Origin of the sequence: Hyunsoonleella rubra (assembly GCF_042684665.1) — a bacterium.
GTDB lineage: Bacteria > Bacteroidota > Bacteroidia > Flavobacteriales > Flavobacteriaceae > Jejuia > Jejuia rubra.
In genome coordinates this window covers 1-26,347 of the sequence record NZ_JBHULY010000034.1, presented here as the reverse complement: position 1 = coordinate 26,347, position 26,347 = coordinate 1, and the positions used below count along the sequence as shown (strand labels likewise).

Genomic DNA, 26,347 nt, shown 5'->3' with positions numbered 1-26,347 from the left:
TTCAGTTAATGTTTTTCTCTGTTTTCTGTGTTTATCTCTTTATGATAGTGTATTTGTTTTTCAAAGGCCTTCCTAAATTGCACCTTAAACTGCTCCTTAAAATTAGGGTCTTCTTTAATTTTCTTTAAGATGAAATTTTCGGCCTTTGTTGCCCCCAATTCCTTAAAAGTATTTTCGGCCATTCTAAGTCCTTGCTCAATCTCGTCATCGGTAATTTCATAGTAAATGATCTCATCTTTTATTTCATATTTCCGTCCATAATGGTCCATGTTATTTTTAGAATCCTCATGGACTTCCGGCTTGTAGGCATCATAATAAGTGTCCCCATTCTCTAAGGCATCCAAACGTTTCAGTGCGTTAGCCAGAACATCAGTAAGTTCATCCAATTGTTGCTTTTGCTCTAAAACCTGTTGCTCCAGTTTTTGTACAATAGGGCTATTGTCGTTGTTGTTGATGCCAACAGCAGTATTGATGAGATTGTAACTTAAGTTGCTTATCGAGGACTCCCAAGCTACGCCAACGATATTCTTCACATCTTTGGCCGTGATGTCATCTGGTGAAACTGCAATGCCCAGACCATTATTACCTCCACTAGGAAGAATATAATCCCCAATATTTACAGGTCCAATCACCTTTACTGGCACTTGCCCCATAAATGCCACTTTTTCGAAAAGATGGGCGTTGTTATCTTGTGGCAATGCTCCCAATACGGCTGGTTTATATGATATCACCATCATGCGCTGGGCACCAGCGGTTTTTTTTGAAATTTTGCCTCCATAGATTCCAACAATATCGCCATAACTCATTGTTTCGCTACTGTACATACGTTCCAAATACTCGGCATAATCCCCCGCTCCGGAAGCATAGGACACCCCTCTAAACCTATTCTTATTATCGTAAAACGTATTGAGCATATATCCGGCAAAAACCTCATTAGCTGTTGCGGCGGTAACTTTAATAATCTGTACAGCCAAATTAGAAGCAGCAGCCGCAATCAATGATGGAACTGGCGCAGTAAAACAACCCCCAACACCAGCACAAAATGTTGTACTCGTTGAGGCCGCAGTAACATTTACCGTAGTTTTTCCTAAATCAGCAATTTCCCAAATAAGATCTAATAAACCATCTACTACGTCATAATAGACACTCAATTGTTCTAAATTATAATCGGCATTATTTATAAATTCGTCAGGGTCGGTTTCACCTTCAATGCGCCCCCAAAGCATAGGTCCGTTAGCATCCGGTAAGGTTACTCCAGATATTGTATTGGCTCCTGGGCTTGGGTTATAGTTAAATCCATCAAATACCCCTGCACTGCCTATGCCAACCGCATCAAAAATATCCCTAACCAATGCATTGAAAACCGTAGGCTCGTATGGTTGCAACCCAACAGGCGTTTCGTCCCAAAAAGAAATGAAATTATTATTATTTCTTGCCCCAACGGCATTTACTCTTACCGCAATACCTTGATTGCCTCCCTCAACCAACAAAGGATAACTATTTATGTCCAATTCATCGCCAGTTAAAGTCGAGGTAATTTTAACTTGGTTATCAGAAGTTATATTGACATCCCCATTCAAATTGGTTTCAACATTAATCGTCAATGTATCCGCCACTAAACTTGTAAAAGTTGATTCCCCATACACTTCCAAAGAGCCGTTTAATACGGTTGGTGCCGCCGCATCTGGACGGTTTAAATTATTACCCACCGTTAATGGCCCGGAAAGATTAGACTCACTCTGGTTGGTAACATTTAGAGTGTTGTTCAAATTAGTTTCGCCATCTACGGTTAAATCTCCCGTAAGTTCAGAAGCGTTTTGCCCGGCAACAGTCAACGTGCTATTCAATGTAGTGGGTCCATCTACGGTCAATTCACGATTTAAAAATGTATCGCCATCTACATCCAAAGTACCGGTAGCAGTAATATCCCTGTGCGCTACATAGGGCACATAGGTCAATTTTTCAATACTCATATCTACAAAACCATCGCCATTTTTAAAGTCGATTTCAACTTTTAAAGACTTAGGTGTACCATTCCAATCAATTTTTTCAAATTCATCATGATTCGCCTGACCAATAATCAAATTCACCCTTCCAAACTCGTCGGTGGTGGTATCTTGAATTTCCGTAAACTCCACTATACCACTTCCAGGTGCTATTATGGAGAATTTGATAGCGATATCGGCAACTGGCAAATAATTGTTTTCAGAATCCACACCGGGCAATTCCAAAACATCGGGACCAATAATGACAGCCTGATAGGTAATCCCATCGGTTTGGGCAAATGCCAATGTTGATAATAATAAAGATAACGTTAGGGTAAAAATTCGTTTCATAACAAATGATTTTTGGGTACTATAGTTTTATAAGCTTTGCGTTAAACGCTTTTCCGTTTGAAAATGCCTTGAGCAGATATGAACCCATGGATACATGCCTAAGGTCTATTTGAATATTTTTTGATGGTGAAAACTCTTCTGTATAAATGAGCTTTCCACCGATATCATAAATTAAAACTGAAATAGGGGCATCAGTCTTTTCATTGAAAGACACCGAAATTTTATGGTTAAAAGGATTAGGAAGGACAGTGGCCAAGAGATTGTTTTCATCTGAAGTTTTGGCTACACGAATTTTGGACGAAGGCTGTTGGTAGCCTTGCCTCAAATGGTAACCAATCTTAGAGTAGGTTCCAATAACGCTGGATTGTCCGATGCTTTGGCTTACTTTATACTGGCCTTTTGATGTGGCGAAGGTTTTCGAAGACCCTCCTGAACCTAAACTTGATCGGATGATTTTATATGTCTTTTGGCCAGCCGTATCTTGCCCACCGGCTGAACATACGACCCCCAACGCCAACATCAAAAAACCTAATACGTTTATATTTTTAATCTTCATTTTTTCTTTTCACAGCTTAAAGTGTCATACTAATTTATTTAATTTATCTGTTCGTTCATCGACTGTCCATTATTTGTCCACTTCATAAAATCGCTAAAAATCACAATAGCACGTAGGCAAATTGATGATGAAACCTATACCAAATTGATGTGCGTTTAGCTTCAGTTTTTCCTCACTTTCGCCACTATTTATCAGCACAGAACTCCCATATTTATAGCCCACGTAAATTGCCGTTGAGCTTGAAATGGGGTATTGCATCAGTACTCCCGCCCTTAAAAACAAAATATTGTTATTGAATTCATCTTCACCCACCAAATTGAACACATCATTATTTATAGTCTGATTGCCCCTCACCATAAATTCAAGTGCCGTAGATCCATTCGCATAAAAAATAAGATCACGCAATTGGAATATTTTTAAATCCAAACCTGCATTAGCTCCCAAATAACTTACATCCCATTCAAAATAATTGTCCACACTACTTTCACTACCTATAGCACCATAATTATTATAGGAAATGCCGGCATTCAAAAATAAAGTCTTTGCACCATTGAGGGTATGCCTGTACCCCATACCGAAATAGGATTTTGAACGAGATAAAAGGTTATTCAATCGTTCTCCTTGTGAGTTTTTATAATCGAACGACGAGATGGTAGAACCATACTCCATGTACAACTGCTGTCCATAAAGGGCAGCACTAAATAGAAAAACAAAAGTGAATAGTAAATGTTTCTTCATAACAATCAAGAGGATAACAACTCGGGTGAAAGCTTTAGGCGCAATACGGTAACTGCACTAGGTTTTATAGTGTGGTTGGATGGCATAGATATCAAGTTAGGTTACACTAATGTATCGATATGGAATTAATAAAAAAAATAAATCCGTTGATGTCCACCCTTTGTCCATTGAAAATGCTCCTACAAAATTGACAGTATTACTATTAGAAACCACATATTAGACGCTTCGGGTCCTTTTCATACTTATAAAGTTGAAGTATATAGAATTTTAAAATTTATGTGACGGACGGGACACGGAGCTGAAAGTATCCCATCTCAAGCTAACTAAAGATAGCTTAGGAATTAAATAAAAAAGACCTTAATACTATTTCAACATAAATAAAAATACAATCTGATACCAAGTTTGGAATAAGGCGATATTAAATTTTTCTTAAAACTAACTGAAAGGCAGTTTATTACATCTTTTTTTCGTAAATTAACAAGAAATAAACTCCTATACTATGAAAAATAAGAACGTTATAAAATTTGGCTTGGTACTTACCTTTTTGTGCTCTTTTGTTTTTGCACAGGCGCAAGACTCACAGGCCATAAAAGAAGTAAGCGGGAAGATCATTGATGAAGAAACCCGTGACGAACTGATCTTTACAGATATTATAGTGGATGGTACCAATATCAGTACCGTAACAAACTCCGATGGAGAGTTCCTTTTAAAAATCCCTTATAAATACCTCGATGCTAAATTGGTAATCACCCATTTGGGTTACGAAAGAAAACTTTTGAATATTATCGATTTGGGAACTGCTGAAAAGATTGAACTCAAACCTAGTTTAACTGAGCTCACCGCCGTAAGCATTGCGGCACCTCCATTCGACGCGAGAACTTTAGTCCTGAAAACATTGGAAAATAAAAGTTCGGCTTACAATGACAAAAACGCTTTAATGACCGCCTTTTACAGAGAAACCATAAAAAAAAGACGTAAAAATGCATCACTTTCGGAAGCGGTGGTGAAAATCCATAAGCAACCTTACAGCAGTCTAAGAAATGACCATATTGAACTTATCAAATCACGCAAAAATACAAATTACTCTAGGCTGGACACTTTAGCATTGAAATTGCAAGGAGGCCCGTTCAGTAACTTGTATACCGATTTGGTAAAATATCCCGAATATATCTTTACCGAAGAGGATATTGACCTATATGACTTCAACTATGAGACATCTACCAATATCAATAAAAATATAGTGTATGTCGTAAACTTTAAGCAAAAACCTGATGTAAAAACGCCTATGTACTATGGAAAACTATATATTGACTCGCATACCCTGGCTTTAACCAGCGCCAAATATAGTTTGAATGTAAAAAACAAGGAATTGTCCAGTAGAATGTTCGTTAGAAAGAAACCTAGAAAAGTGGATGTATATCCTACCGAAGCTACCTATAAAGTGCAATACAGGACGCAGAACGGCAAGTGGCACTACGCCTACAGCAATATAGGGTTGACTTTTAAGGTGAACTGGAAAGGAAAATTATTCAACAGCATTTATGCCTTAAATAGCGAAATGGCTATTACCAATTGGGAAATTCCAGAAACCAAAGTTGCTAAATCCCGAGATAGAATGTTAAGGCCGTCAACTATTTTGACCGAGCAGACCTCTGGCTTTTCAGACCCAGAATTTTGGGGCGCCTATAATATTATTGAGCCTGAAAAATCTATTGAAAATGCTATAAAAAAGATTAAAAAGCAACTTGATAAAAAAAGTGCAAAAAAGGAAGAATCATAGTATAAATTGAGGATTCCTTAAGACAGGAAAGCCGATTAAGTATCCGACTTAATCGGTTTTTTTGTGTTATGACACAACCTCAGCATAAAGGTCAAAGTCTTCTGCATCGATGATTTTGACTTTGGCGAATTCCCCAGTTTTTAAATAGGTTTTTGAGGCATTAATCAAAACTTCATTATCCACATCAGGCGAATCGTATTCCGTACGTCCGACAAAATAATTACCCTCTTTTCTGTCAATAACCACTTTAAATTCCTGCCCTATATTTTCTTGATTTAATTCCCAAGAAATCTGGGATTGGATTTCCATGATTTGGTTGGCCCTACCAATCTTGACCTCTTCGGGCACATCATCCTCAAAATTATAGGCATGTGTATTTTCTTCGTGCGAGTATGTAAAGCAACCCAAACGCTCAAATCGCATCGCTCTAACCCACTCCTTCAAGGTTTGAAAATCTTCCTCTGTTTCGCCAGGGTAACCCACAATCAGTGTGGTTCTAATGGCCATTTCTGGAACTTTAGCTCTAAACTCTTGCAACAGCTTTGTCGTCTTCTCCTGTGTTGTGCCACGACGCATACTTTTCAAAATAGAATCTGAAATATGCTGCAATGGAATATCTAGATAATTGCAGATTTTTGGCTCCCGTTGCATCACTTCCAAAACATCCATTGGAAAACCTGTTGGAAACGCATAATGAAGACGGATCCATTCGATGCCTTCTACCTTAACCAAAGCTTCCAACAGTTCAGCAAGATTTCGTTTTTTGTATAAATCCAACCCATAATAGGTCAAATCCTGGGCAATCAATATCAGCTCTTTTACACCATTGGATGCCAATTTTTCGGCTTCTATCACAATGTCTTCGATAGGTGTACTGCGATGTTTCCCGCGCATCAAAGGGATGGCACAAAATGAGCATGGCCTATCGCAACCTTCGGCAATTTTTAAATAGGCATAATTTTTCGGGGTGGTGGTCAGGCGTTCGCCAATCAATTCGTGTTTGTAATCTGCACCCAAGGCTTTTAATAAACTCGGCAATTCAGTTGTCCCAAAATATTGATCCACATTGGGGATTTCCTTTTGCAAATCGGGTTTATAACGTTCACTTAAACAACCTGTCACAAACACTTTATCCACATCTCCAGCTTCTTTTTTCTGCATGAATTCCAAAATGGTATTGACGCTCTCTTCCTTGGCATTATTGATGAATCCACAAGTATTTATGACAACAATATTGCCTTCCTGTTCGTGCACCACATCCTTACCGCTGGCTTTAAGTTGACCCATCAGCACCTCACTATCATACACGTTTTTGCTACAACCAAGTGTGACAACATTTATTCTATTCTTTTTGAGTGATTTTGTGCGCATACCTTTTTAAAACGAGGTGCAAAGATAGGTAATGATTTACGATTTCATCATGGATTTCGGGGTACTTTGAACTTGAAACTTAGAACTTTGAACTATTTTCTGTTAAACCTTTTATATATTTGAATGTCCTAAATTGAAATCCTACGTTATGAAAAAGACAATCTTCGTCCTTATTTTATTGTTTATAGTGAGCTTTAGTTGTTCTTCAGTGGACACTACTGGCACCCCAAAACCCTCACCAGAAACTGGATTATATTTTCCGCCAATAAACTCCGATACTTGGGAAACCACATCAGTTGCAGAATTGAATTGGAATGTTGCTGCACTTCAGCCATTGCTCGACTTTGTGGAAGATAGAGGCTCCAAAGCTTTTTTGATATTGAAAGACGGCAAAATAGTAGTGGAATGGTACGGCAATGGTGCAGATGCTGGCACCAATTTGGTTTGGAATTCTGCCGCTAAAAATTTAGCTGCCTTTACTACAGGAATTGCCCAAGTTGAAGGGCATTTGGCCATTGATGAAGCATCTAATGTGTATTTAGGTGAAGGATGGTCCCATCTCACTCCCGAGCAAGAAAGCAACATCAAGATTAGGCATCATTTAACGATGACCACAGGTTTGGATTATACCGTACCCAATAACAACTGTACGGACAAAGATTGCTTTGAATTCAAAAATGAACCCGGAACGTTTTGGTATTACCACAATGGGGCGTACACCATACTTCATGACATCGTAGCGGGTGCGGTCAATACAGAATTTAAAACCTATTTTAATGAAAAATTGCGGGATAAAATTGGAATGCAAGGGGCTTGGGTACCTTTTGGGTATAACAATCTCTATTTCAGTACGGCCCGAAGTATGGCACGTTTTGGACTTTTGAACCTCAATAAGGGGGTATGGGACGGTGAAGTTATTTTGAATGACGAAGCCTACTTTAATGCGATGACCAACTCTTCACAAAATCTCAATAAAGCCTACGGTTATTTGTACTGGTTGAATGGAAAGGACAGCTACCGAGGGCCGGGATTGACGTTTGAATTCCAAGGGAAATTAATCCCTAATGCGCCTGATGACTTATATGCTGGATTGGGTAAGGACGACCAAAAAATGTATGTGCTTCCGAGTCAAAACTTAGTAATTATTAGAATGGGAGACGATGCTGGAGAATCCCTTTTAGGCCCCAGCAGTTTTGATAATGAGCTTTGGGGGGAGATCAATAAGTTGGTGGATTAATTCGAGTAAGGGTTAAAATTATGAATAAACATTTCTATGTAACCACCAAACAAAAAATGAATACAGCTTATTAGAAAACAGGAAAAAATGAGTTTAGCATTTAGCACTTTTCGTCTCATATGCTGATAAACAATAAGAATTATTGCGCAAAAAGATGGAATAATAAAATATGATGGAAAATTGACGTATTTGTATAAATACTGTGGAAGCAAAGGATTTTTACTAAAATCCAAATAAACCCATAATATTCTTGCTAAACGCCCAAAAACAACAAAAAAGGAGTACACTAATAAAATTAGCGCCATCGCTCTTAAGTTCTTCTGTGACAAAAAACGATTCAAATTCTATTTGAAGAAGGAGTCCACAAACTCGTATTTATTGAATACCTGTAAATCATCAACACCTTCACCGACGCCAATATACTTTACCGGAATTTGAAATTGGTCTGAAATACCAATCACCACACCACCCTTGGCCGTGCCATCCAATTTGGTGACTGCTAAGGAAGTTACTTCTGTTGCCGCCGTGAATTGCTTGGCTTGTTCAAAGGCGTTTTGCCCTGTGGAACCGTCCAAAACTAAAAGTACATCGTGTGGGGCATCGTCCACCACCTTTTGCATCACGCGCTTTACTTTGGTCAACTCGTTCATTAGGTTGACTTTATTATGCAAGCGTCCGGCGGTATCAATGATGACCACATCTGCATTTTGGGTTACTGCACTTTTTAGGGTATCAAATGCTACCGAAGCGGGATCGCTACCCATAGATTGTTTTACTATGGGAACATCTACCCTATCCGCCCAAACCTGTAATTGGTCTATTGCGGCAGCTCTAAATGTATCTGCTGCACCCAGCACTACATTAAGTCCTTGTTTTTTAAACTGACTGGCCAATTTACCAATTGTAGTGGTTTTACCCACCCCGTTTACACCTACTACCATCATCACGTATGGCTTCTTGCCTTCTGGGATGGTGAATTCGGATTCCTCACCGGAATTGGTTTCCGATAACAGCCCGGCAATTTCCTCGCGCAGGATTTGATTGAGTTCGTCCGTACCCAAGTATTTGTCCTTGGATACGCGTTCTTCGATACGTTCGATAATTTTGAGAGTAGTATTTACGCCAACATCACTGGTGACCAATACTTCTTCCAGATTGTCCAAAACTTCATCATCCACTTTGGACTTTCCGGCTACGGCCTTGCTTAGTTTACCAAAAAAACTGCTTTTTGATTTTTCCAGTCCTTTATCGAGGGTTTCCTTTTTTTCTGAGGAGAATATTTTTTTGAAAAAACTCATTTGTAATTGTTTATTCGTTGATGAGTTTAAACGTTTAATCGTCCTTACTCAATCATTAGGGTTTGTAATTAATAAGACTAAACGGTCGATTAAGGACTGAATGGTCTTCTGCGTTAGCGATTGAAGTGGCATCCTTTTTAAAGAAATAGCAACCCATTAATTTTGGTTTGAAACTTTTCCTGTTTAAGATTGCCACGTCGCCAGCTCCTCGCAATGACACTTTAAAAAGATACAGCGGAAAGCCCGACCCTTGTGGTAACGCCCAAATACTTGATGACAACTTCCTTGCCCTTCTGATGCAACTGAAATACTGTCATTAAAATTTGAGTTGTAAATATAAAAAAAGCTACCATCTTAAAAGACGGTAGCTTTTATATATCTTGAAAAATAAACGTTTATTTCTTGTTTAAGAAATCGTTTACTTGGTCTGGGCTCATTACGGATTCTACAAACATGTAAGCCCCTGTTTTAGGAGACTTCACCATTTTAATGGCTTTTGTTAATCTTTTGGAACCTGTTTGTAACGATGCTACTGCTTTCTTTGCCATGGCTTATATTTTTGTTTTAGCTTGTAAAACGTATTACTTAATTTCTTTATGAACCGTCATTCGCTTTAAGATTGGGTTAAATTTCTTTAACTCCATTCTGTCTGGCGTGTTCTTTTTGTTCTTGGTGGTAATGTACCTTGAAGTTCCTGGTTGTCCAGACTCCTTATGCTCCGTACATTCTAAAATTACCTGTATTCTATTACCTTTCTTTGCCATTTTATGCTACTTTACCCTGACGTATTATTTTATAAATCCTTTGGCTTTTGCTTCTTTTAGTGCGGCCGAAATTCCAATTTTATTAATGGTTTTTAAAGCAGAAGTAGATACTTTTAAAGTAATCCATTTGTCTTCTTCTGGGATGTAAAAACGTTTCTTTACCAAATTCGCGTCAAATCTGCGCTTGGTTTTGTTCATAGCGTGGGAAACGTTGTTACCAACCATTGCCTTCTTCCCTGTAAGTTCACAAACTCTTGACATTATCCTTAGCTTTTAAATGTGTTGTTGCTTAAAAACGAGGTGCAAATATACTCAAATTTATAATTATGGCAATTAAAATATCGAATTTTTTAAAGAGATTTATTTGAGGTGAAAAACGCCCAAAAAGTAAGGCCTTTTCACCACAATGTTCAGGCTTTAAAACTTAAAAAATCCTGATATTTTGGATTCCCGTCTGCACGGGAATGACAGTTTCAAAGGTTACCTCAACACTTCGCATTGAGGAATGCTTTTTTAAAGCATCAATTTTTTAAAATTTCTTTTTCGAGCATTTCAAGGGCTTTATTGACCGCTTTCCTAATGACACGCTTACGGGCAGATCCCAACATAAATACTTCAGAAACTACAGTGTTTTTGGTGGCTACAGCTATAAAAACGGTACCAACCTCAACATCGGAATCACCTTTGGATGGCCCTGCATTTCCGGTAGTAGCAATCCCATAATCTGCATCAAAAAGTTCACGGACATTTTTAGCCATGGCCTCCACCACCTCTTTGCTCACCACTGAATGCTCCTCAACAAGCGCTTTAGGAACGCCCAAGACCTTAATTTTAGAGTCGGTTGCGTAAGTCACAACCCCACCATTAAAATAGTTGGACGCACCGGCATTTTGGGTAAATTGTCCTGCCAAGTCCCCGCCTGTGCAACTTTCAGCAATAGATAATGTCTTTCCAGATGCGGTCAATCGGTTTGCTATAATTAACTCCAAAGATTCAGCTTCATCTTCAAACCCTACAAAGGCATCTTCTATCAAAGGAAGCACCTTTTTTATTTCGGCGTCAATACCTTGTCTCACCTTTTGTTCGTCAAGCCCTTTGGAAGACAAACGCAAACGTACACTACCTAGATTAGGCATATAGGCCAATTTAATATCAGTCGGCAAAGCGTCCTCCCAAGCCTCAATACGCTTGGCCAAAGTGCTTTCACCCAAGCCGTAGGTCAATAATGTCTTATGCAGAATAAATGGGAATTCGTATTTTTCCTGAAGCTTTGGTATCACTTTGTTCTCCATCAGCTGTTTCATTTCAAACGGAACACCCGGAAGCGAAATGAAGGTCTTATCCCCTTTATCCAACCACATACCCGGGGCAGTCCCCAATTCGTTCATCAACACTTCGGCTTTTGAAGGCACTAAGGCTTGGTCCCTATTTACTTGAAGCAAGGTTTGACGAACATATTTTTTCCAAATATCCTCGATATTTTTGGTTACCGAAGCATCTCGAACTAACGTATCATTAAAATATTCTGCAATGGTTTTTTTGGTGATATCATCCTTTGTAGGCCCCAGCCCACCCGTGATGATAATAATATCTACGCGACTTTCAGCATCTTTAAAGGCTTGTAGCAAATGCTCCCTATCATCCTGTATGGAAGTAATTTGATAAATAGAAGCCCCAATGCTGTTAAGGGTTTCTGCGATAAAGGCAGAATTTGTATCAATAACCTGACCAATAAGAAGTTCGTCGCCAATGGTTATGATTTCTGCCAGCATAGTTATAATCCAAAATCTGCCTTAATTTCCGCAGTGGCATTGTCAACGGCAGTAATGACGATGTCCAGTTTATCGGTTATGTCCATATCCGTTTTGGTGAACTTCCCCCAATCCTGCACCTCAATCAAATCCTGCAATACCCCCAATTCAAATAAATCAATTGTCGGTTTCATTTTGTGCGCCGCTTGATATGCCGTATGATAATCCTTTTCGGCTACTGCCTTTTTTAAACGGTCTGCGTCCTCTGGCACCTCCTCCAAAAATGTGGCGGCCAAAGCCATCACAAAATCCTCATCGTTATCTGCTAACTCTCTTACCCTAAATAATTTGTAGTGTTGTTCCATGTTATTTAACTGTTATCGAAAATAGTTCTTTATCTCCTATAAAACCTTTCAATTTATCGTTAGCAACAACCTTACCAACTCCAGCAGGTGTGCCCGTAAATATAATATCTCCAATCTTTAAAGTGAAATATTTCGAGACATATTCAATTAATTCATCAATTTTCCAAAGCATGTGGCTTGTATTTCCTTTTTGCACAAAAATATCGTTCTTTTTTAAAGAAAATTCAATGGCGTTTACGTCCTCAAAGTCCATTTTTGGAAGCCATTTCCCCACAACTGCTGCTCCATCAAACGCCTTTGCCTTTTCCCAAGGCAGGCCTTTTGCCTTTAATTCCCCTTGCAAATCTCGGGCCGTAAAATCAATACCTAAGCCAATTTCATCATAGTATTTATAAGCAAATTTCTTCGCAATATGCTTCCCTACACGGTTTATTTTCACCAAAACCTCCACTTCATGGTGCACATCCTCAGAAAAATCTGGAATGAAAAACGGCTGTTTTTTCAATAAAATAGCGGTATCAGGTTTTAAAAACACAACGGGATCCGTAGGCTTTTCGTTTTCCAGTTCTTCAATATGTTCGGTATAATTTCTACCGATGCAAATTAATTTCATACGCTTCTTTTTTCGCGCAAAGTCGCTAAGACGCAAAGCGAGAATTTTTATTTGAGCGTCCCCCTCCCGATAGCTATTGGGAGGGTCGGGCTTTCACTACTCAATCCCTCCTGCGTCGGGGATTTCAAACAGGCCGTTCAATCCCTAACCCGCCACTCTTGCTCTTCAAACCCACCCCTAGCCCCTCCAAGAAGGGGAACTCTCACTCTTATGAAAAATAAGTGGACTTAAAATCTTAAAACGTACAGATTGGCACTTCATGCTCCATGCTTCCGACTTCTAGCTACCAACTCCTGTCTCCTGTCTCTTAAAACTTATTATTAAACTGTCGCAACTTAATCGCCGTCAATACCTTCTTAGTGTACAACGGGAAATCTGCATTCAACAACCAACCAAAATAGCCCGGCTCCTTCTCCAAAACTTCGGTTACCAATTTCCCTTTATGCTTTCCAAATGAAAAACATTCCTCTCCTTTCTTATTGTAAGCAATAAAACCTGCAAAATCAGCAAACTTTTTTCTAGAACTAAACTCGGCCAAAAACTTCGCATCGTTTTCCAGTGCGTCATACTTTTCCAGTTGGGCTTTAAGCACCTCATATGTTGCGACGGTATCTGCCTCAGCACTATGCGCATTATCCAAATCCTTATCGCAATAAAATTTATAGGCCGCGCTCAAAGTTCGCTGTTCCATTTTATGGAAAATGGTCTGCACATCAATGGCCTGACGGTTTTTCATATCAAAATCCACCTCAGCACGCAACATTTCTTCCACCAACAAGGGAATATCAAAACGATTGGAATTAAATCCGCCCAAATCCGAATCCTTTATCATATTGTAAACCTCCTTAGCCAATTCCTTAAACGTTGGTTTATCGGTTACATCAGCATCCGAAATCCCGTGAATAGCCGTAACCTCCTTAGGAATAAGCATCTCTGGATTTACCCGCCAAGTCTTGGTCTCCTCCTTTCCATTTGGATGTACTTTTAGAATGGAAATCTCGACGATTCGGTCTGTGGTAATATTCACCCCTGTGGTTTCTAAATCAAAAAAACAGATGGGTTTTGTTAGGTTTAATTGCATTTATGTTTATTGATTGATTTCTTTTTGCAAAAATAAAAAACCCAACCACATTGGTCGGGTTTCGATGTTATTTAAATTTTGATTATATCTCCCGATTAATATCCCAAGCCTCCAAATAATCCTTTACGGCCTTAACAAACATGCCTCCCAAAGCACCGTTTACCACACGGTGGTCATAGGAATGGGATAAGAACATACGGTATCGGATACCAATAAAATCACCTTCGGAGGTTTCAATTACCGCAGGCACTTTTCGAATCGCTCCTAAAGCCAAAATCCCGACTTGGGGCTGATTAATAATGGGCGTGCCCATAATACTTCCAAAAGACCCAACATTGGTAACCGTGTAAGTACCACCTTTAATATCGTCTGGATTTAAAGCATTATTCCTTGCGCGATTGGCCAAATCATTTACCTGTTTGGTCATCCCAACCAAGTTCAATTGGTCTGCATTTTTGATGACTGGCACAATCAAATTACCATCGCCCAAGGCTGTAGCCATACCAATATTTATGTTTTTCTTTTTGATGATTTTATCGCCGTCTACCGAAATATTCAACAACGGATAATCACGCAGGGCTTTAGCAACAGCTTCCATAAAAATAGGCGTAAACGTCAGCTTTTCGCCTTCTCGTTTTTCAAAAGCCCCTTTTACTTTGTTGCGCCAATTCCAGATTTTAGTAACATCGGCTTCAATAAAACTTTGCACGTGGGCAGAAGTTTGCAACGAGTCCGTCATGTGCTGGGAAATTAATTTCCCCATGCGAGTCATTTCAATAATTTCATCCTCGCCACTTACCACAACAGGTTTAGCTTGAGGTTTTGGAGCTTCCTTTATAGGTTGAGCTGGGGCTTCTTTTTGCGGTGCTGGATCAACTTTAACAACTTCTTTTCCTCCATTTTCTATATACGCAAGAATGTCATTTTTAGTCACCCTTCCCTCTTTTCCAGTACCAGGAATAGCATCCAATTCCTCCTGAGAAATACCTTCTTGCTTGGCAATATTTTTAACCAATGGGGAATAAAAACGCTCATTGCTCGAAATAGTTGGCGCAGAGGCACTCACTTCTGTTTTGGCAATTTCAACACGCTCGGTAAGCTGGGTCACCGCTTCTTCAGGGGCTTCATTTGAAACCTCTTGAGTTTCAGTAATAGGCACATCATCACCCTCTATTTCAATAACAGCCAATACTTGCCCAACTTGAACAACATCATCCACTTCAAAGCGCCTTTCCAACAAAACACCTTCAACCTCGCTTGGTACTTCGCTGTCCACTTTATCCGTGGCAATTTCCAAAACAGCCTCATCCAATTCGATGGTGTCGCCCACATCCTTTAGCCACGATGTGATGGTTGCTTCCGCAACACTCTCTCCCATTTTCGGTAACGTCAATTCAAACTTTGCCATTTCTTTAAATTAAAGCCTATATTTTTTATTTCGATTGCAAAATTAACTAAAAATCGCCAATTTTTTTAAATTATACACAACAAAACCTTTTAAAAGGTAACAACCTCCCCCCTTCCCGAAGCACTATTGCTTCCCACAATAAAGTTAGAATTTTTGGGCCAAATTTTAAACGTAAAGCCCCTATTATTGGTATTGGCTTCCATTGTTTTCAGTATATCACTAAAAGTCAACTTGTTATTATCAAAAATTAATTCCGTTCCTGGTTCAAAATTACCAATTTCAGACCTGACTTCCGTTTCTTTGGGCAAAACAGCATCCAATCCTTTATTCTTTTTATCAGAAAGAAGAATATAGCGCAACGGCTGTTGCCCTCCATTCGAATCTTTTCCCTTTAGAAACGGAACTACCCTCACTCCCATACCCACTAGGGCATCAAACAATAAATTCTTTTTAAAATGCTTTTTGTAAAAAATTTGCATGGCTCCATAAAAACGTTCAGAATACTTTTTATCCCTCAAGGTACTTTCCCCTTTAAAATGCAGAACGGGAGCTTCTCCAAAATAGTAATTTTGATACCCGGCCTTCAACAGACTGTAAGACAAATCAATATCTTCACCATACATAAAATAATCCTCGTCAAAACCACCAACTTCCAAATACACCTTTCGTTTTAAAAACATGAACGCACCAACCAAAATGTCCACTTTACCTGTATCATTTTCACCTAAATGATTGGCATAATAACGTTTTGAATTGCCCAACAACTTTTTTAAAGCCACATTCACCATTGGAATGTTCCGTTTGCTTTCCGGTAAAAAACTGCCCGTGCCATCTATCAATTTACAACCAACGGCCCCTAAATTTTCACGTGTTTCACAAAACGAAAGCATCGTTCTGAATATATCTTCAGGAACCACAGTGTCCGGATTCAAAATACAGATATATTCGCCTTTTGCCACTTCGACTCCAATATTATTTCCTTTTGAAAAACCATGGTTTTCAGCATTTTTAATCAGTTTTACTTTCGGAAATAATTGCTTGACCATAGTACAACTGTCATCCGGTGACTTATTGTCTACCACAATAATTTCCGCATCCAAATCTGTAATGGCCTCCTGCACACTTTTTAAACAGAGTTCCAAAAAGTAGCGCACATTATAGTTGAGTATAACTACGGAAAGTTTCAAAAAAAGATAGTTAAAGTTTTAAGGATGATTCAAACGGCACCCGATTTAATATACTTCGTCCGAGGGTGATTTCGTCGGTATATTCCAGTTCGTCCCCCACAGAAATGCCTCTTGCGATAGTGGACGTCGCCACATCAAAATCTTGAATCTGTTTGAAAATATAAAAATTGGTGGTGTCACCCTCCATGGTTGAGCTCAACGCAAAAATAATTTCTTTCACACCTCCTAGCTTCACTTTTTCCACTAAAGACACAATATTCAAATCATGTGGGCCAATACCATCAATAGGCGAAATTTTCCCTCCCAACACATGGTACAGCCCTTTGAAAGAGCTGGTATTTTCAATGGCCATCACATCCCGAATGTCCTCCACCACGCAAATCACACTTTCATCCCTATTGGGATTGGCGCAAATCTCGCAAACATCCACATCACTAATATTATGGCAGGATTTACAGAATTTTATCCCCGTTCTCATTTGCATCAAAGCTTGGGATAAAGCATTTGTTTGGGTTGCGGGTTGCCTGAGCATGTGAAGCACCAAACGCAATGCAGTTCGCTTACCAATACCCGGCAATTGCGACATTTCGTTGACCGCATTCTCCAATAATTTTGAGGAAAATTCCATATCTGCGAAATTAGGGATTTTCTTTTATAGAAAATAGACCGCCGAGCTGTTAGAGTTTAGAAAAAAGGTTATTTTCGAAAATATTAAAGTTTCATTACCAATGTCTCCAACATCTATTCTTCTATTAATCGGTGCTTATTTTATCATTTTGATTTTAATCTCCTACTTCACGGGAAAGGAAGATTCCAACGATGCCTTTTTTAAAGCAAACAAATCTGCACCTTGGTATTTGGTGGCCTTCGGGATGATTGGGGCTTCGCTCTCGGGGGTGACTTTTATATCTGTACCCGGTGCGGTTGAGGCCAAACAATTTGGGTATTTACAGGTCGTTTTTGGGTATTTTTTTGGGTATTTGGTGATTGCCTACGTGCTTTTGCCCTTGTATTATAAGCTGAATCTTATTTCAATTTACAGCTATTTAAAGGACAGGTTTGGCAATGTGAGCTATAAAACAGGATCTATCGCGTTTTTAATCTCTAGGACAGTAGGTGCCGCATTTCGATTGTTTTTAGTAGCTAAAGTATTACAACTTTTGGTGTTCAATCAATTTGAAATTCCATTTTTTGTGACCGTTATTATCACGATAGCACTCATTTGGCTTTATACCTTTAAAGGCGGTATTAAAACCATCATTTTTACGGATACGTTGCAGACACTTTTTATGTTGATCTCGGTAGTAGTCACCATTGTATTTTTGGCCTCTGCATTAGATTTGAATGGTATTTCAGAAATTTATTCGAATGTAAAGGAAAGTCCACTAAGCAAAACATTCTTTTGTGACGATGTGAATGATGCGCAATATTTCATAAAAAGCTTTTTGGCGGGCATGTTTATTACCATCACCATGACGGGACTTGACCAGGATATGATGCAAAAAAACCTCACTTGTAAGAATCTGAAAGAGGCTCAAAAAAACATGATCTCCTTTAGTGTGGTCTTGATTTTTGTCAACATTTTATTCTTGGCACTTGGCCTTTTGTTAACCCAGTATGCCCAACAACATGGCATAACAGCGAAAAAAGATGACCTGTTCCCAACCATTGCCATGCTTCCTGAAATTGGAGTTTTAACCTCAGCCTTCTTTTTATTGGGGCTGATTGCGGCAGCCTATTCCAGTGCTGATTCAGCTTTAACGTCTTTAACCACTTCGTTTTGCATCGACATTATTGAACTGGACAAAAAACCAACTGAGAAACAAAAAAAAGTACGGAAAACCACCCATGTTTTCGTGAGCATTTTATTGGTTGTGGTGATACTATTATTCGACTTGATTTTTAAGGATGTGTCCGTTATTTGGGAATTGTTTAAAGCCGCCGGCTACACCTACGGCCCACTTTTAGGCTTGTTTGCTTTTGGCATTTTTACAAAGGCGCATATAAAGGATAAATATGTTTGGATAATTGCTATTTTAGCGCCAATCGTGTCCTATTTCATTAATGCCTATTCGGTGGATTTATTGAACGGTTATCAAATTGGTTTTGAAATATTAATCATCAATGGCCTGCTTACCTTCCTTGGTTTAATACTGATTCGTCGCAAGCAAAACTAGCGTACAGGCAGGCTGAAAAGAAATATTGTTTTCTTTTAAAACCCGATAGAATTCTGGATTTTCGGTTCCAGGGTTGAAGATGACACGCTCAGGTTTTAAGGACACAATATAATCGTAATATTCCCTTTGACGTTTTGCATTCAAGTATAAGGTTACCGTATGGATATCATCGTATTCCATTAACTCAGTTTGTATTTCAACACCTTCTACCTCGCCTTTTTTCAATCCAAAAGCCACCACTTCAATAGCGTTGGCCACCAATCTTTGAATGGCATAATTGGAATATCTATTGGGCTTTAGTGATGCCCCAAACACTAATGTTTTATTACGCATTATCAGTTCTTTATTCAAATTTCATTAAATCCTACTACCCCTATATGTTAAAAAGGTATAATTTTTTGTTAAAAAGAGTAACATAATCCCTAAAGAAACGTCTCTTTGTTGAGCAATTTAGTTGCTAATCATCAATCAAACTAATCAATCACAATGAAAAATTTCGTTTTTCTAGGGCTGTTTCTTTTCGCTATTTCACCTTTGACAGCCCTTAACACCCCACCGGAAACCGGGGAGGCCAAAAGAGGCACCATTTCAGGAACAGTATTGGACGCAAGACTGAAGCAACCCTTACCCTATGTAAACGTTATCATTAAAAATAACACTGGGGAAACTTTAACCGGGGGCATCACCTTAGATGACGGTTCTTTTAAAATTGAAAAAATAGAAGAGAGCAAAGTAACCGTCAGCATTCAATATATTGGCTACAAAACTTATAACAGATCTGTTACGCTGAAAAGGGGCGATTATAACGTTAATTTAGGAGATATTTATCTTGAAGAAGAACTGGAAAGCCTTGAAGAAGTTACGGTTGTTGCGGAGGTTTCCACCATTCAGCAGAAAGTGGATCGAAAAGTAATTACCGTTGGAAAAGACTTGACTACTGCTGGCGCTACGGCAAGTGATATTATGAACAATCTCCCATCTGTAAATGTGGATCAGCAAACAGGCAATATCAGTTTGCGGGGCAATGAAAACGTACGCGTGATGGTGGATGGCAAATTAAGCAATGTACCCGTTGCCCAATTGTTGAGACAAATCCCTTCCACTTCAATAAAATCTATTGAATTAATCACCAACCCTTCTGCAAAATACAATCCTGAGGGCATGAGCGGTATCATCAACATAAAACTGCATAAAAACACTCAGATCGGGTTTAACGGTAATTTAAACGTTGGGGTCACCAAAGAGATTTTCGCCAAATTCAACAGCTCCATCGACATGAACTACCGCAACGGAAAGTTCAATTTTTACGGTAATTATGGTAACAATATTGGGAAGTATGACAATTTTGGCTTCGTAGACAGGCTTGATGATGATTCCTTTCAAGATTTTAAATTTGGAAACAATAACCAATCCCATTTATATAAATTCGGCGTTGACTTTTACATGGACGACAAGAATACCATTTCAGTTTTCACCAACCAAAACACGTTTGAGGGTGCTGGTTTCGGAGACACCTTTATTACCTACCCTTCTTTAATGCAAAGGCAGTTATTTGGCAATATTAGCGAGAACACCTCCAGTCAATACAATTTGGTTTATAAACACGAATTTGCAAATGAGGACGAAACGCTGGACATCGAAATAGATTATAACGACTTTGTCAATGACGAAGATGCCACATTTGATTTTGTGAACTTTACCTTTCCTCCAGACTTCAGGGATTTTGTAGACACAAATAGGGACCAAACCACTATCAACGTGGATTATGTTAAACCATTACAGAAAGAATCAAAATTGGAATTGGGGCTAGAGGCACGATTGTTTAGCTCCGAAGTAGATTATATGTCTACAGGACAAAGTTTTTCTGAACAGGGCACAATTATTCCAACCCCTAGCACGGATTTTGAATATAACCGAGATATTTACTCAGCATATGCTACGTATAGCAAAAAGTTTGAAAAATGGAGCTACCAAATTGGCGCACGATTAGAATCTGTAACTGAGGACGCTGAAGCCTTAAGGCTTTTTGCTGATGGCACCAATGAATTGATTCCTTTTGAAAATGATTATTTTCAGGTATATCCCTCAGTATTTGTGAGCTACGAGGCCTCTGAAAAAAACACCTATCAAATCAGTGCCAGCCGTCGTGTAGACAGGCCAGGGTTACAACAGGTGAATCCCATCCGGGAATGGAGCACACCAAGAGTGTCGTCCTTTGGAAATACGAGATTGCAACCTCAATTCACCAATTCCATCGAAGCGAATTACACCCGAAAATTAAAGGGTGGCAGCATCACCGGAGGCGTATTTTTCAGAATCATCGAAGACAACATTAATAGATATGTACGTATTGACAGGACAGATATTACCTCAGGAAACGTTATTCTTTCATACGATAATTTTGACAACACAACAGCTTTCGGTATTGAGCTGTCAAGCAACTATCGCCCTACAAAATGGTGGAGTTTGAACGGAAGTTTTGATTTATACTCACAGGAACAAACAGGTATTACCGAATTTATTGATGTCCCCATTGAAGATGCCACACTAGATGACATTAAAACGAATACGACCGTTGTTGATAACGTTGTGTGGAACCTGCGCCTGTTCAACAATTTTAAAGCTTCAAAAAAACTAAGTTTTTCTTTATTTGCCATGTACCGTGGAGAGGAAAAAGGCATACAATTTACTAGAAAACCCATGGTGATGGTAAATACCGGCATGCGCTATAGCTTCTTGGAAGACAACAGGGCTACATTCAGCTTTAACTACAGTGATATTTTCAATAGTATGAATTTTGAATTCGAAGCCGTTTCACCATTCCCTAGCCGAGGTCAGTTTAACTGGGAAAGCAACACTTGGAATGTGGCACTCTCATATAGATTCGGTGGCGGTAAATATAGAGCCTTAAGAAGAAAACAACGTGACGACAATACAAAATCTGGAAGCGGCGGCTTCCTATAAAAGAATTTAATAATCTGAAAATAGTTGATGGTTAGTGTTTTATCAGGTTATTGAATAAAAACCCCAAAGAGCAATCTTTGGGGTTTTGCTTTTGGACAAAAAAGACACGGTCAGAGCGAGAACACATAAGCCTGTGACAGTCGATACCCTTTTGGTTTATCGGATAAATCTGCAAATCACGTCGCAAGTAGTTGTAACTGTGCTTATTAATATGTTAAAATTGTTAAAATTTAGAATATCCAACAATAATTTTCACCGAAAAACGTTAATTTAAATAACCAAAAACCGATTTAATAATTATTTGAGTTAGTCGCTTTTAAAAAACAATTCGTTAAACGGTTAAAACTCGAAATCTTTGTATTTCGAGTTTTGTTTAGGAAACAACAGATGGCATTATTGTAAAATAAATATTTTGCTATTATCATCTGACAAAAGCATAAAGGCTTCGCTTTCAAATTCAAAATTTGTGTTAATTGAAGTTGGATTGGTTAATGGCATAAGAAAACCCGAAACTGTATGTTAAAATATGGTTTCGGGTTTTTGATTTTTCATTCCTTTGGAAGCAGGAATCCATGGAAATCGATAAAATTTTCATAAAAAAAGAGGCTTTCTGAAAAGTAAGTCGATCTGTCATTCTGAATTTATTTCAGAATCTCAAGATGTTGATTTTTTATTACCATTAGAACCTGAAACAAGTTCAGGTTGACAAAAAATTGACTTTTTAGACAGCCACTTGTCACCACCTCATAATAACACTACCCCAAGTAAAGCCACTCCCAAAAGCGGCCAAAACCACAGTATCTCCTTCATTAATCTTTCCTTCCTCCCAGGCTTCGGTTAAGGCAATAATCACGGAAGCCGCAGTAGTATTTCCGTATTTTTGAATGTTGTTATACACTTGGTCGTCCTGAAGACCAAACTTCTTTTGGATAAATTGGGAAATCCTTAAATTGGCTTGGTGTGGAATCAGAATATCGATATCCTCTTTTCGTAAATTATTAGCTTTCAGACCTTCGACTATCGCCTCGCTGAATCGTACCACGGCATGTTTGAATACGAAGGTGCCGTTCATATACGGATAGTATGAAGTATCGTCGGGATCGTTCTTTTCCAAAATTTCTGGCACCCAATGTTTTATGCTTGGACCCAGAACGGTTAGTTCTTCGGCGTATTTTCCTTCGGAATGTAAATGGGAGGATAAAACGCCTTTTGAATTATCTTCGGTTCGGCTCATGACCGCGGCACCTGCACCATCGCCAAAAATAACGGTGACGCCACGACCCCGAGTAGATTTTTCCAAACCGCCGGAGTGGTATTCCGAACCGATCACCAAAATATTTTTGTACATCCCAGTTTTGATGAATTGGTCGGCAACGGACACGGCATACACAAATCCCGTACATTGATTTCGGATATCTAATGCACCAATGGTCGGCATGTCCAACATATCTTGAATTTGTACTCCGCAACCTGGGAAATAATAGTCGGGGCTCAGGGTGGCGAAAACGATAAAATCGATGTCATCCTTGGTTAAGCCCGCACGCTCAATGGCTATTCGGGCGGCCTTTGCCCCCATGACGGCGGAGGTATCTTCAGAATTTTCGGGAATCCAGCGTCGTTCTACAATTCCTGTGCGTTCTTGAATCCATTCGTCGCTGGTGTCCATTAGTTTTGACAGGTCGTGATTGGTCACCACATTGTCTGGCACATATTTGCCAAGTCCGGTTATTCTTGAATTGTACATATCCCCAAGTTTTTGTTTAAACCAAAATACGAAATTATCGTGATAGCCAACAGGACAAATTCCAAATGATTTGCAAATTCCAAATTCCAATCCCATTAGCTATCGGGACTAAACTCCAAATTGCAAAAAAAATGGTAGCTGACAAACTCGTGCTTTGGGGTTTTGACTGTTGTTGGCGGGTGGGCTGCGTTAGGGATAGTAGAGGAAAGCCCACAGCGCCCCACTAAAAGGGCGCGAGGACTTGGAACGGATAGCCCGACCCGAGGACGATAGTGACATAAAACTTTTGAAGTTGACATCGAGGGGAACGCCCAAAAAATCATTGAGGGGAACCTACCTTCCGGCAGGCAGGCGCCCAAATAAAAATTTCTTTCTTTTAAAATAGTGTCAGTTTGTCATATTTGTTGTCTTGGTACTTTTTTTGTCCTATGCTCAACCAAGAAAACCATTGAATAAAATAGATATATCATGACAAAAGGAAACATTAATGTATCGGTAGAGAATATCTTTCCGTTGATTAAAAAGTTTTTGTACAGCGACCACGAAATTTTTCTTCGTGAGCTGATCAGTAATGCTACGGACGCGACTTTGAAGCTGAAACACCTGACGAATGTTGGCGAGGCGAAAGTGGAGTACGGCAACCCGCAAATTGAGGTTAAAATTGACAAGGACAACCAGAAACTGCACGTGATTGACCAAGGTTTGGGGATGACGGCTGAGGAGGTTGAAAAATACATCAACGAAGTAGCATTTTCTGGTGCGGAGGAGTTTTTGGATAAATACAAGGATTCGGCCAAAGATGCTGGCATTATCGGCCATTTTGGCTTAGGGTTTTACTCAGCTTTTATGGTGGCGGACAAGGTGGAAATCATTACCAAATCTTTTAAGGATGAGCCTGGAGCGCATTGGACTTGTGACGGCTCGCCCGAGTTTACTTTGGAGCCTGCTGAGAAAACGGAACGCGGTACGGAAATTATTTTGCATATTTCTGATGATGAAAAGGAATTCCTTGAGGAATCTCGTATTCGCGAGTTGTTGAACAAGTACAACAAGTTTATGCCGATTCCGATTAAATTCGGCACTAAGGAAATCAATGACCCAGAGCATGAACCTCAGACGATTACTGACAAAGACGGCAAGGAAACTACGGAGCCTCATAGAAAAATTACGGTTGACGATATTATCAACAATCCTACTCCTGCTTGGACGAAACAGCCAACGGATTTAAAGGATGAGGATTACAGCAATTTTTACCGTGAACTGTACCCTATGCAGTTTGAGGAGCCGTTGTTTAATATCCATTTGAATGTGGATTATCCGTTTAACTTAACGGGAATTTTGTATTTCCCAAAGTTGAGCAACGATATGCAAATGCAAAAGGATAAAATCCAATTGTATCAAAATCAGGTGTTTGTTACGGATAATGTTGAGGGGATTGTTCCTGAGTTTTTGACCATGCTTCGCGGGGTTATCGATTCACCGGATATTCCTTTGAACGTGTCACGTTCGTATTTACAGGCCGATGGTGCGGTGAAGAAGATTTCGTCGTACATCACTCGCAAAGTGGCGGATAAATTGAAATCGTTGTTCAATAACAGCCGTGAGGATTTTGAAGCCAAATGGAACGATATTAAAATCGTGATTGAATACGGAATGCTTTCTGAAGAAAAATTCTTTGAAAAAGCAGATGCTTTTGCGTTGTACCCAACGGTTGACGGCACCTTTTATACTTACGAGGAATTGTTCAATAAAATCAAGGCGAAACAAACCGATAAGGACGATAAGCTGGTGATTTTGTATGCTTCGGATAAAGATGAGCAACACAGTTATATCCAAACGGTAAAAGATAAAGGTTATGAGGTGTTGTTGTTGGATTCCCCAATCGTTTCGCACTTGATTCAAAAATTGGAAACCACAAAGGAAAATATATCTTTTGCGCGTGTGGATGGGGATCATATTGATAACCTTATCAAGAAAGACGACACCACAGTTTCCAAATTGGACGAGGACCAAAAGAAGACTTTGGATGAGCTATTAAAAGAAGTGATTCCGTCCGAAAAATTCATGGTACAACTGGAAGCTATGGATAGCAATGCTTCGCCGTTTATCATTACCCAACCCGAGTTTATGCGCCGTATGAAGGAGATGCAACAAACCGGAGGTGGAGGTGGCATGTTCGGTATGGGCAATATGCCGGAGATGTACAATTTGGTGGTGAATACCAATTCCGAATTGGTTGGTGAAATTCTAAATACCAAAACCCGTAAAAAGCAGGAGCGTTTGATCAACCAAAGTTTGGATTTGGCACGTTTGTCTCAAGGGTTATTGAAAGGTGAGGAATTGACGAATTTTATCAAACGTAGTTATGATATGATAAAATAAACAATTTTTGTCATGCTGAACTTGATTCAGCATCTCATCCTACATAAATCTAAAACCACTTTGTGAGAGCAGGGTGGTTTTTTTTTGGAAACTTGATTTTGTCAGAAAAAATAAAGAACTTCGTTTAACATTCGATAAACTTCATTAAAACGCAAGCTTATCTCCGAGTTGCCATTCATTGCGGAACTGATATAAATTATAAACATGGAAGAAAAAATAAAAGCTTTAGAAAATCAAATCGAATCACTGCGAAAAAGGCTCGAAACATTGGAAAAAAATCATGAAATCAATTTAGAGAACTCAATTAAATCAAATAAAGCTATCAGTTCCTTTATGGAAAACAATAACGAATTGACTAAAAAGATTGAGGCGAATTTTGCGACGCTTGAGGAGAACGACCAAAAAACATATGATAAAGTAAACGAACTAATTATAATTGTCAATGATATAACTGAAGGTAGAATATAAAAATTGAACTCAACTTCAAACAATAGTTAATTATAATCGAAAATGCATTATAAAAAGATATTTATAACCCGTTGTGCATTTTAAATAATGCTAGTTTTAATATTGTTGATATTTCTATCAAAGACAA

General features: G+C 39.0%; 24 protein-coding genes. 7 read left to right on the top strand and 17 right to left on the bottom strand.

The genetic code is table 11. From position 1 onward, the window contains the following. Positions 1–5: 5 nt before the first annotated feature. The 3 genes from ACFSR8_RS13265 to ACFSR8_RS13255 form a co-directional block, all read right to left on the bottom strand. Complete coding sequence (locus tag ACFSR8_RS13265; RefSeq protein WP_380292801.1) at positions 6–2,336, bottom strand: hypothetical protein; 2,331 nt, start codon at positions 2,334–2,336, stop codon at positions 6–8. 19 nt (positions 2,337–2,355) lie between these two features. Beyond that, on the bottom strand, positions 2,356–2,892 hold the full coding sequence (locus ACFSR8_RS13260; protein WP_380292799.1) for a T9SS type A sorting domain-containing protein: 537 nt from the start codon (positions 2,890–2,892) through the stop codon (positions 2,356–2,358). A gap of 93 nt (positions 2,893–2,985) precedes the next feature. Continuing rightward, positions 2,986–3,630: a hypothetical protein gene (locus ACFSR8_RS13255; protein WP_380292797.1), complete on the bottom strand. Its 645-nt coding sequence runs from the start codon at positions 3,628–3,630 to the stop codon at positions 2,986–2,988. On the opposite strand from ACFSR8_RS13255, the gene ACFSR8_RS13250 reads away from it, so the two are divergent. Together ACFSR8_RS13250 and ACFSR8_RS13245 are read left to right on the top strand one after the other, a co-directional pair. Continuing rightward, positions 3,619–3,759 (top strand): hypothetical protein, encoded by a 141-nt coding sequence (locus tag ACFSR8_RS13250; protein WP_380292795.1) that lies wholly within the window; start codon positions 3,619–3,621, stop codon positions 3,757–3,759. The genes ACFSR8_RS13255 and ACFSR8_RS13250 overlap by 12 nt on opposite strands. Positions 3,760–4,129: 370 nt before the next feature. Then, on the top strand, positions 4,130–5,410 hold the full coding sequence (locus ACFSR8_RS13245) for a carboxypeptidase-like regulatory domain-containing protein (RefSeq protein WP_380292793.1): 1,281 nt from the start codon (positions 4,130–4,132) through the stop codon (positions 5,408–5,410). Positions 5,411–5,476: 66 nt separating this feature from the next. On the opposite strand, the gene rimO is transcribed toward ACFSR8_RS13245, so the two are convergent. Further along, complete coding sequence (gene rimO / locus ACFSR8_RS13240; protein ID WP_380292791.1) at positions 5,477–6,781, bottom strand: 30S ribosomal protein S12 methylthiotransferase RimO; 1,305 nt, start codon at positions 6,779–6,781, stop codon at positions 5,477–5,479. 148 nt (positions 6,782–6,929) lie between these two features. On the opposite strand from rimO, the gene ACFSR8_RS13235 reads away from it, so the two are divergent. Further along, complete coding sequence (locus tag ACFSR8_RS13235; protein ID WP_380292789.1) at positions 6,930–8,018, top strand: serine hydrolase domain-containing protein; 1,089 nt, start codon at positions 6,930–6,932, stop codon at positions 8,016–8,018. Between the two features lie 344 nt (positions 8,019–8,362). Here ACFSR8_RS13235 and ftsY read toward each other — a convergent pair whose 3' ends face one another. From ftsY to recR, 11 genes are all read right to left on the bottom strand, one after another. Continuing rightward, positions 8,363–9,316 (bottom strand): signal recognition particle-docking protein FtsY, encoded by a 954-nt coding sequence (gene ftsY / locus ACFSR8_RS13230; protein WP_380292787.1) that lies wholly within the window; start codon positions 9,314–9,316, stop codon positions 8,363–8,365. A 395-nt stretch (positions 9,317–9,711) separates the two neighbouring features. Next, positions 9,712–9,864, bottom strand: coding sequence for a DUF4295 domain-containing protein (locus tag ACFSR8_RS13225; protein WP_186559027.1), 153 nt, complete (start codon positions 9,862–9,864; stop codon positions 9,712–9,714). A 33-nt stretch (positions 9,865–9,897) separates the two neighbouring features. Beyond that, entirely contained in the window at positions 9,898–10,080 is a 183-nt protein-coding gene (gene rpmG / locus ACFSR8_RS13220; protein ID WP_092579068.1) for a 50S ribosomal protein L33, read from the bottom strand. A 24-nt stretch (positions 10,081–10,104) separates the two neighbouring features. Next, positions 10,105–10,341: a 50S ribosomal protein L28 gene (gene rpmB / locus ACFSR8_RS13215; RefSeq protein ID WP_380292784.1), complete on the bottom strand. Its 237-nt coding sequence runs from the start codon at positions 10,339–10,341 to the stop codon at positions 10,105–10,107. A gap of 260 nt (positions 10,342–10,601) precedes the next feature. Beyond that, positions 10,602–11,852: a competence/damage-inducible protein A gene (locus ACFSR8_RS13210; protein WP_380292782.1), complete on the bottom strand. Its 1,251-nt coding sequence runs from the start codon at positions 11,850–11,852 to the stop codon at positions 10,602–10,604. Between the two features lie 2 nt (positions 11,853–11,854). Further along, complete coding sequence (locus ACFSR8_RS13205) at positions 11,855–12,196, bottom strand: Hpt domain-containing protein (RefSeq protein ID WP_380292780.1); 342 nt, start codon at positions 12,194–12,196, stop codon at positions 11,855–11,857. 1 nt (position 12,197) lies between these two features. Beyond that, complete coding sequence (locus tag ACFSR8_RS13200; protein ID WP_380292778.1) at positions 12,198–12,809, bottom strand: fumarylacetoacetate hydrolase family protein; 612 nt, start codon at positions 12,807–12,809, stop codon at positions 12,198–12,200. Positions 12,810–13,116: 307 nt separating this feature from the next. After that, entirely contained in the window at positions 13,117–13,890 is a 774-nt protein-coding gene (locus tag ACFSR8_RS13195) for a 3'-5' exonuclease (protein ID WP_380292776.1), read from the bottom strand. An 82-nt stretch (positions 13,891–13,972) separates the two neighbouring features. Beyond that, entirely contained in the window at positions 13,973–15,298 is a 1,326-nt protein-coding gene (locus tag ACFSR8_RS13190; protein ID WP_380292774.1) for a dihydrolipoamide acetyltransferase family protein, read from the bottom strand. A gap of 89 nt (positions 15,299–15,387) precedes the next feature. Continuing rightward, positions 15,388–16,485: a glycosyltransferase family 2 protein gene (locus ACFSR8_RS13185; RefSeq protein ID WP_380292772.1), complete on the bottom strand. Its 1,098-nt coding sequence runs from the start codon at positions 16,483–16,485 to the stop codon at positions 15,388–15,390. Between the two features lie 10 nt (positions 16,486–16,495). Continuing rightward, on the bottom strand, positions 16,496–17,113 hold the full coding sequence (gene recR / locus ACFSR8_RS13180; RefSeq protein WP_380292769.1) for a recombination mediator RecR: 618 nt from the start codon (positions 17,111–17,113) through the stop codon (positions 16,496–16,498). A gap of 100 nt (positions 17,114–17,213) precedes the next feature. On the opposite strand from recR, the gene ACFSR8_RS13175 reads away from it, so the two are divergent. After that, complete coding sequence (locus tag ACFSR8_RS13175) at positions 17,214–18,662, top strand: sodium:solute symporter (RefSeq protein WP_380292767.1); 1,449 nt, start codon at positions 17,214–17,216, stop codon at positions 18,660–18,662. On the opposite strand, the gene ACFSR8_RS13170 is transcribed toward ACFSR8_RS13175, so the two are convergent. Continuing rightward, a complete protein-coding gene (locus ACFSR8_RS13170) occupies positions 18,633–18,995 on the bottom strand; it encodes a CoA-binding protein (RefSeq protein ID WP_380292765.1) in 363 nt (120 codons plus the stop codon). The genes ACFSR8_RS13175 and ACFSR8_RS13170 overlap by 30 nt on opposite strands. Before the next feature lie 153 nt (positions 18,996–19,148). Here ACFSR8_RS13170 and ACFSR8_RS13165 point away from each other — a divergent pair, with 153 nt between their 5' ends. Further along, entirely contained in the window at positions 19,149–21,626 is a 2,478-nt protein-coding gene (locus tag ACFSR8_RS13165; RefSeq protein WP_380292763.1) for an outer membrane beta-barrel protein, read from the top strand. Positions 21,627–22,362: 736 nt separating this feature from the next. On the opposite strand, the gene ACFSR8_RS13160 is transcribed toward ACFSR8_RS13165, so the two are convergent. Beyond that, positions 22,363–23,370 carry a 3-oxoacyl-ACP synthase III family protein gene (locus ACFSR8_RS13160; protein WP_380292761.1) on the bottom strand — a complete coding sequence of 336 codons (1,008 nt, stop codon included), beginning with the start codon at positions 23,368–23,370 and terminating at the stop codon, positions 22,363–22,365. 468 nt (positions 23,371–23,838) lie between these two features. Between ACFSR8_RS13160 and htpG the strand changes: the two genes are divergently transcribed. After that, complete coding sequence (htpG, locus tag ACFSR8_RS13155) at positions 23,839–25,752, top strand: molecular chaperone HtpG (RefSeq protein WP_380292759.1); 1,914 nt, start codon at positions 23,839–23,841, stop codon at positions 25,750–25,752. A gap of 204 nt (positions 25,753–25,956) precedes the next feature. Continuing rightward, positions 25,957–26,220 (top strand): hypothetical protein, encoded by a 264-nt coding sequence (locus ACFSR8_RS13150; RefSeq protein WP_380292757.1) that lies wholly within the window; start codon positions 25,957–25,959, stop codon positions 26,218–26,220. The last annotated feature ends 127 nt before the right edge of the window (positions 26,221–26,347 follow it).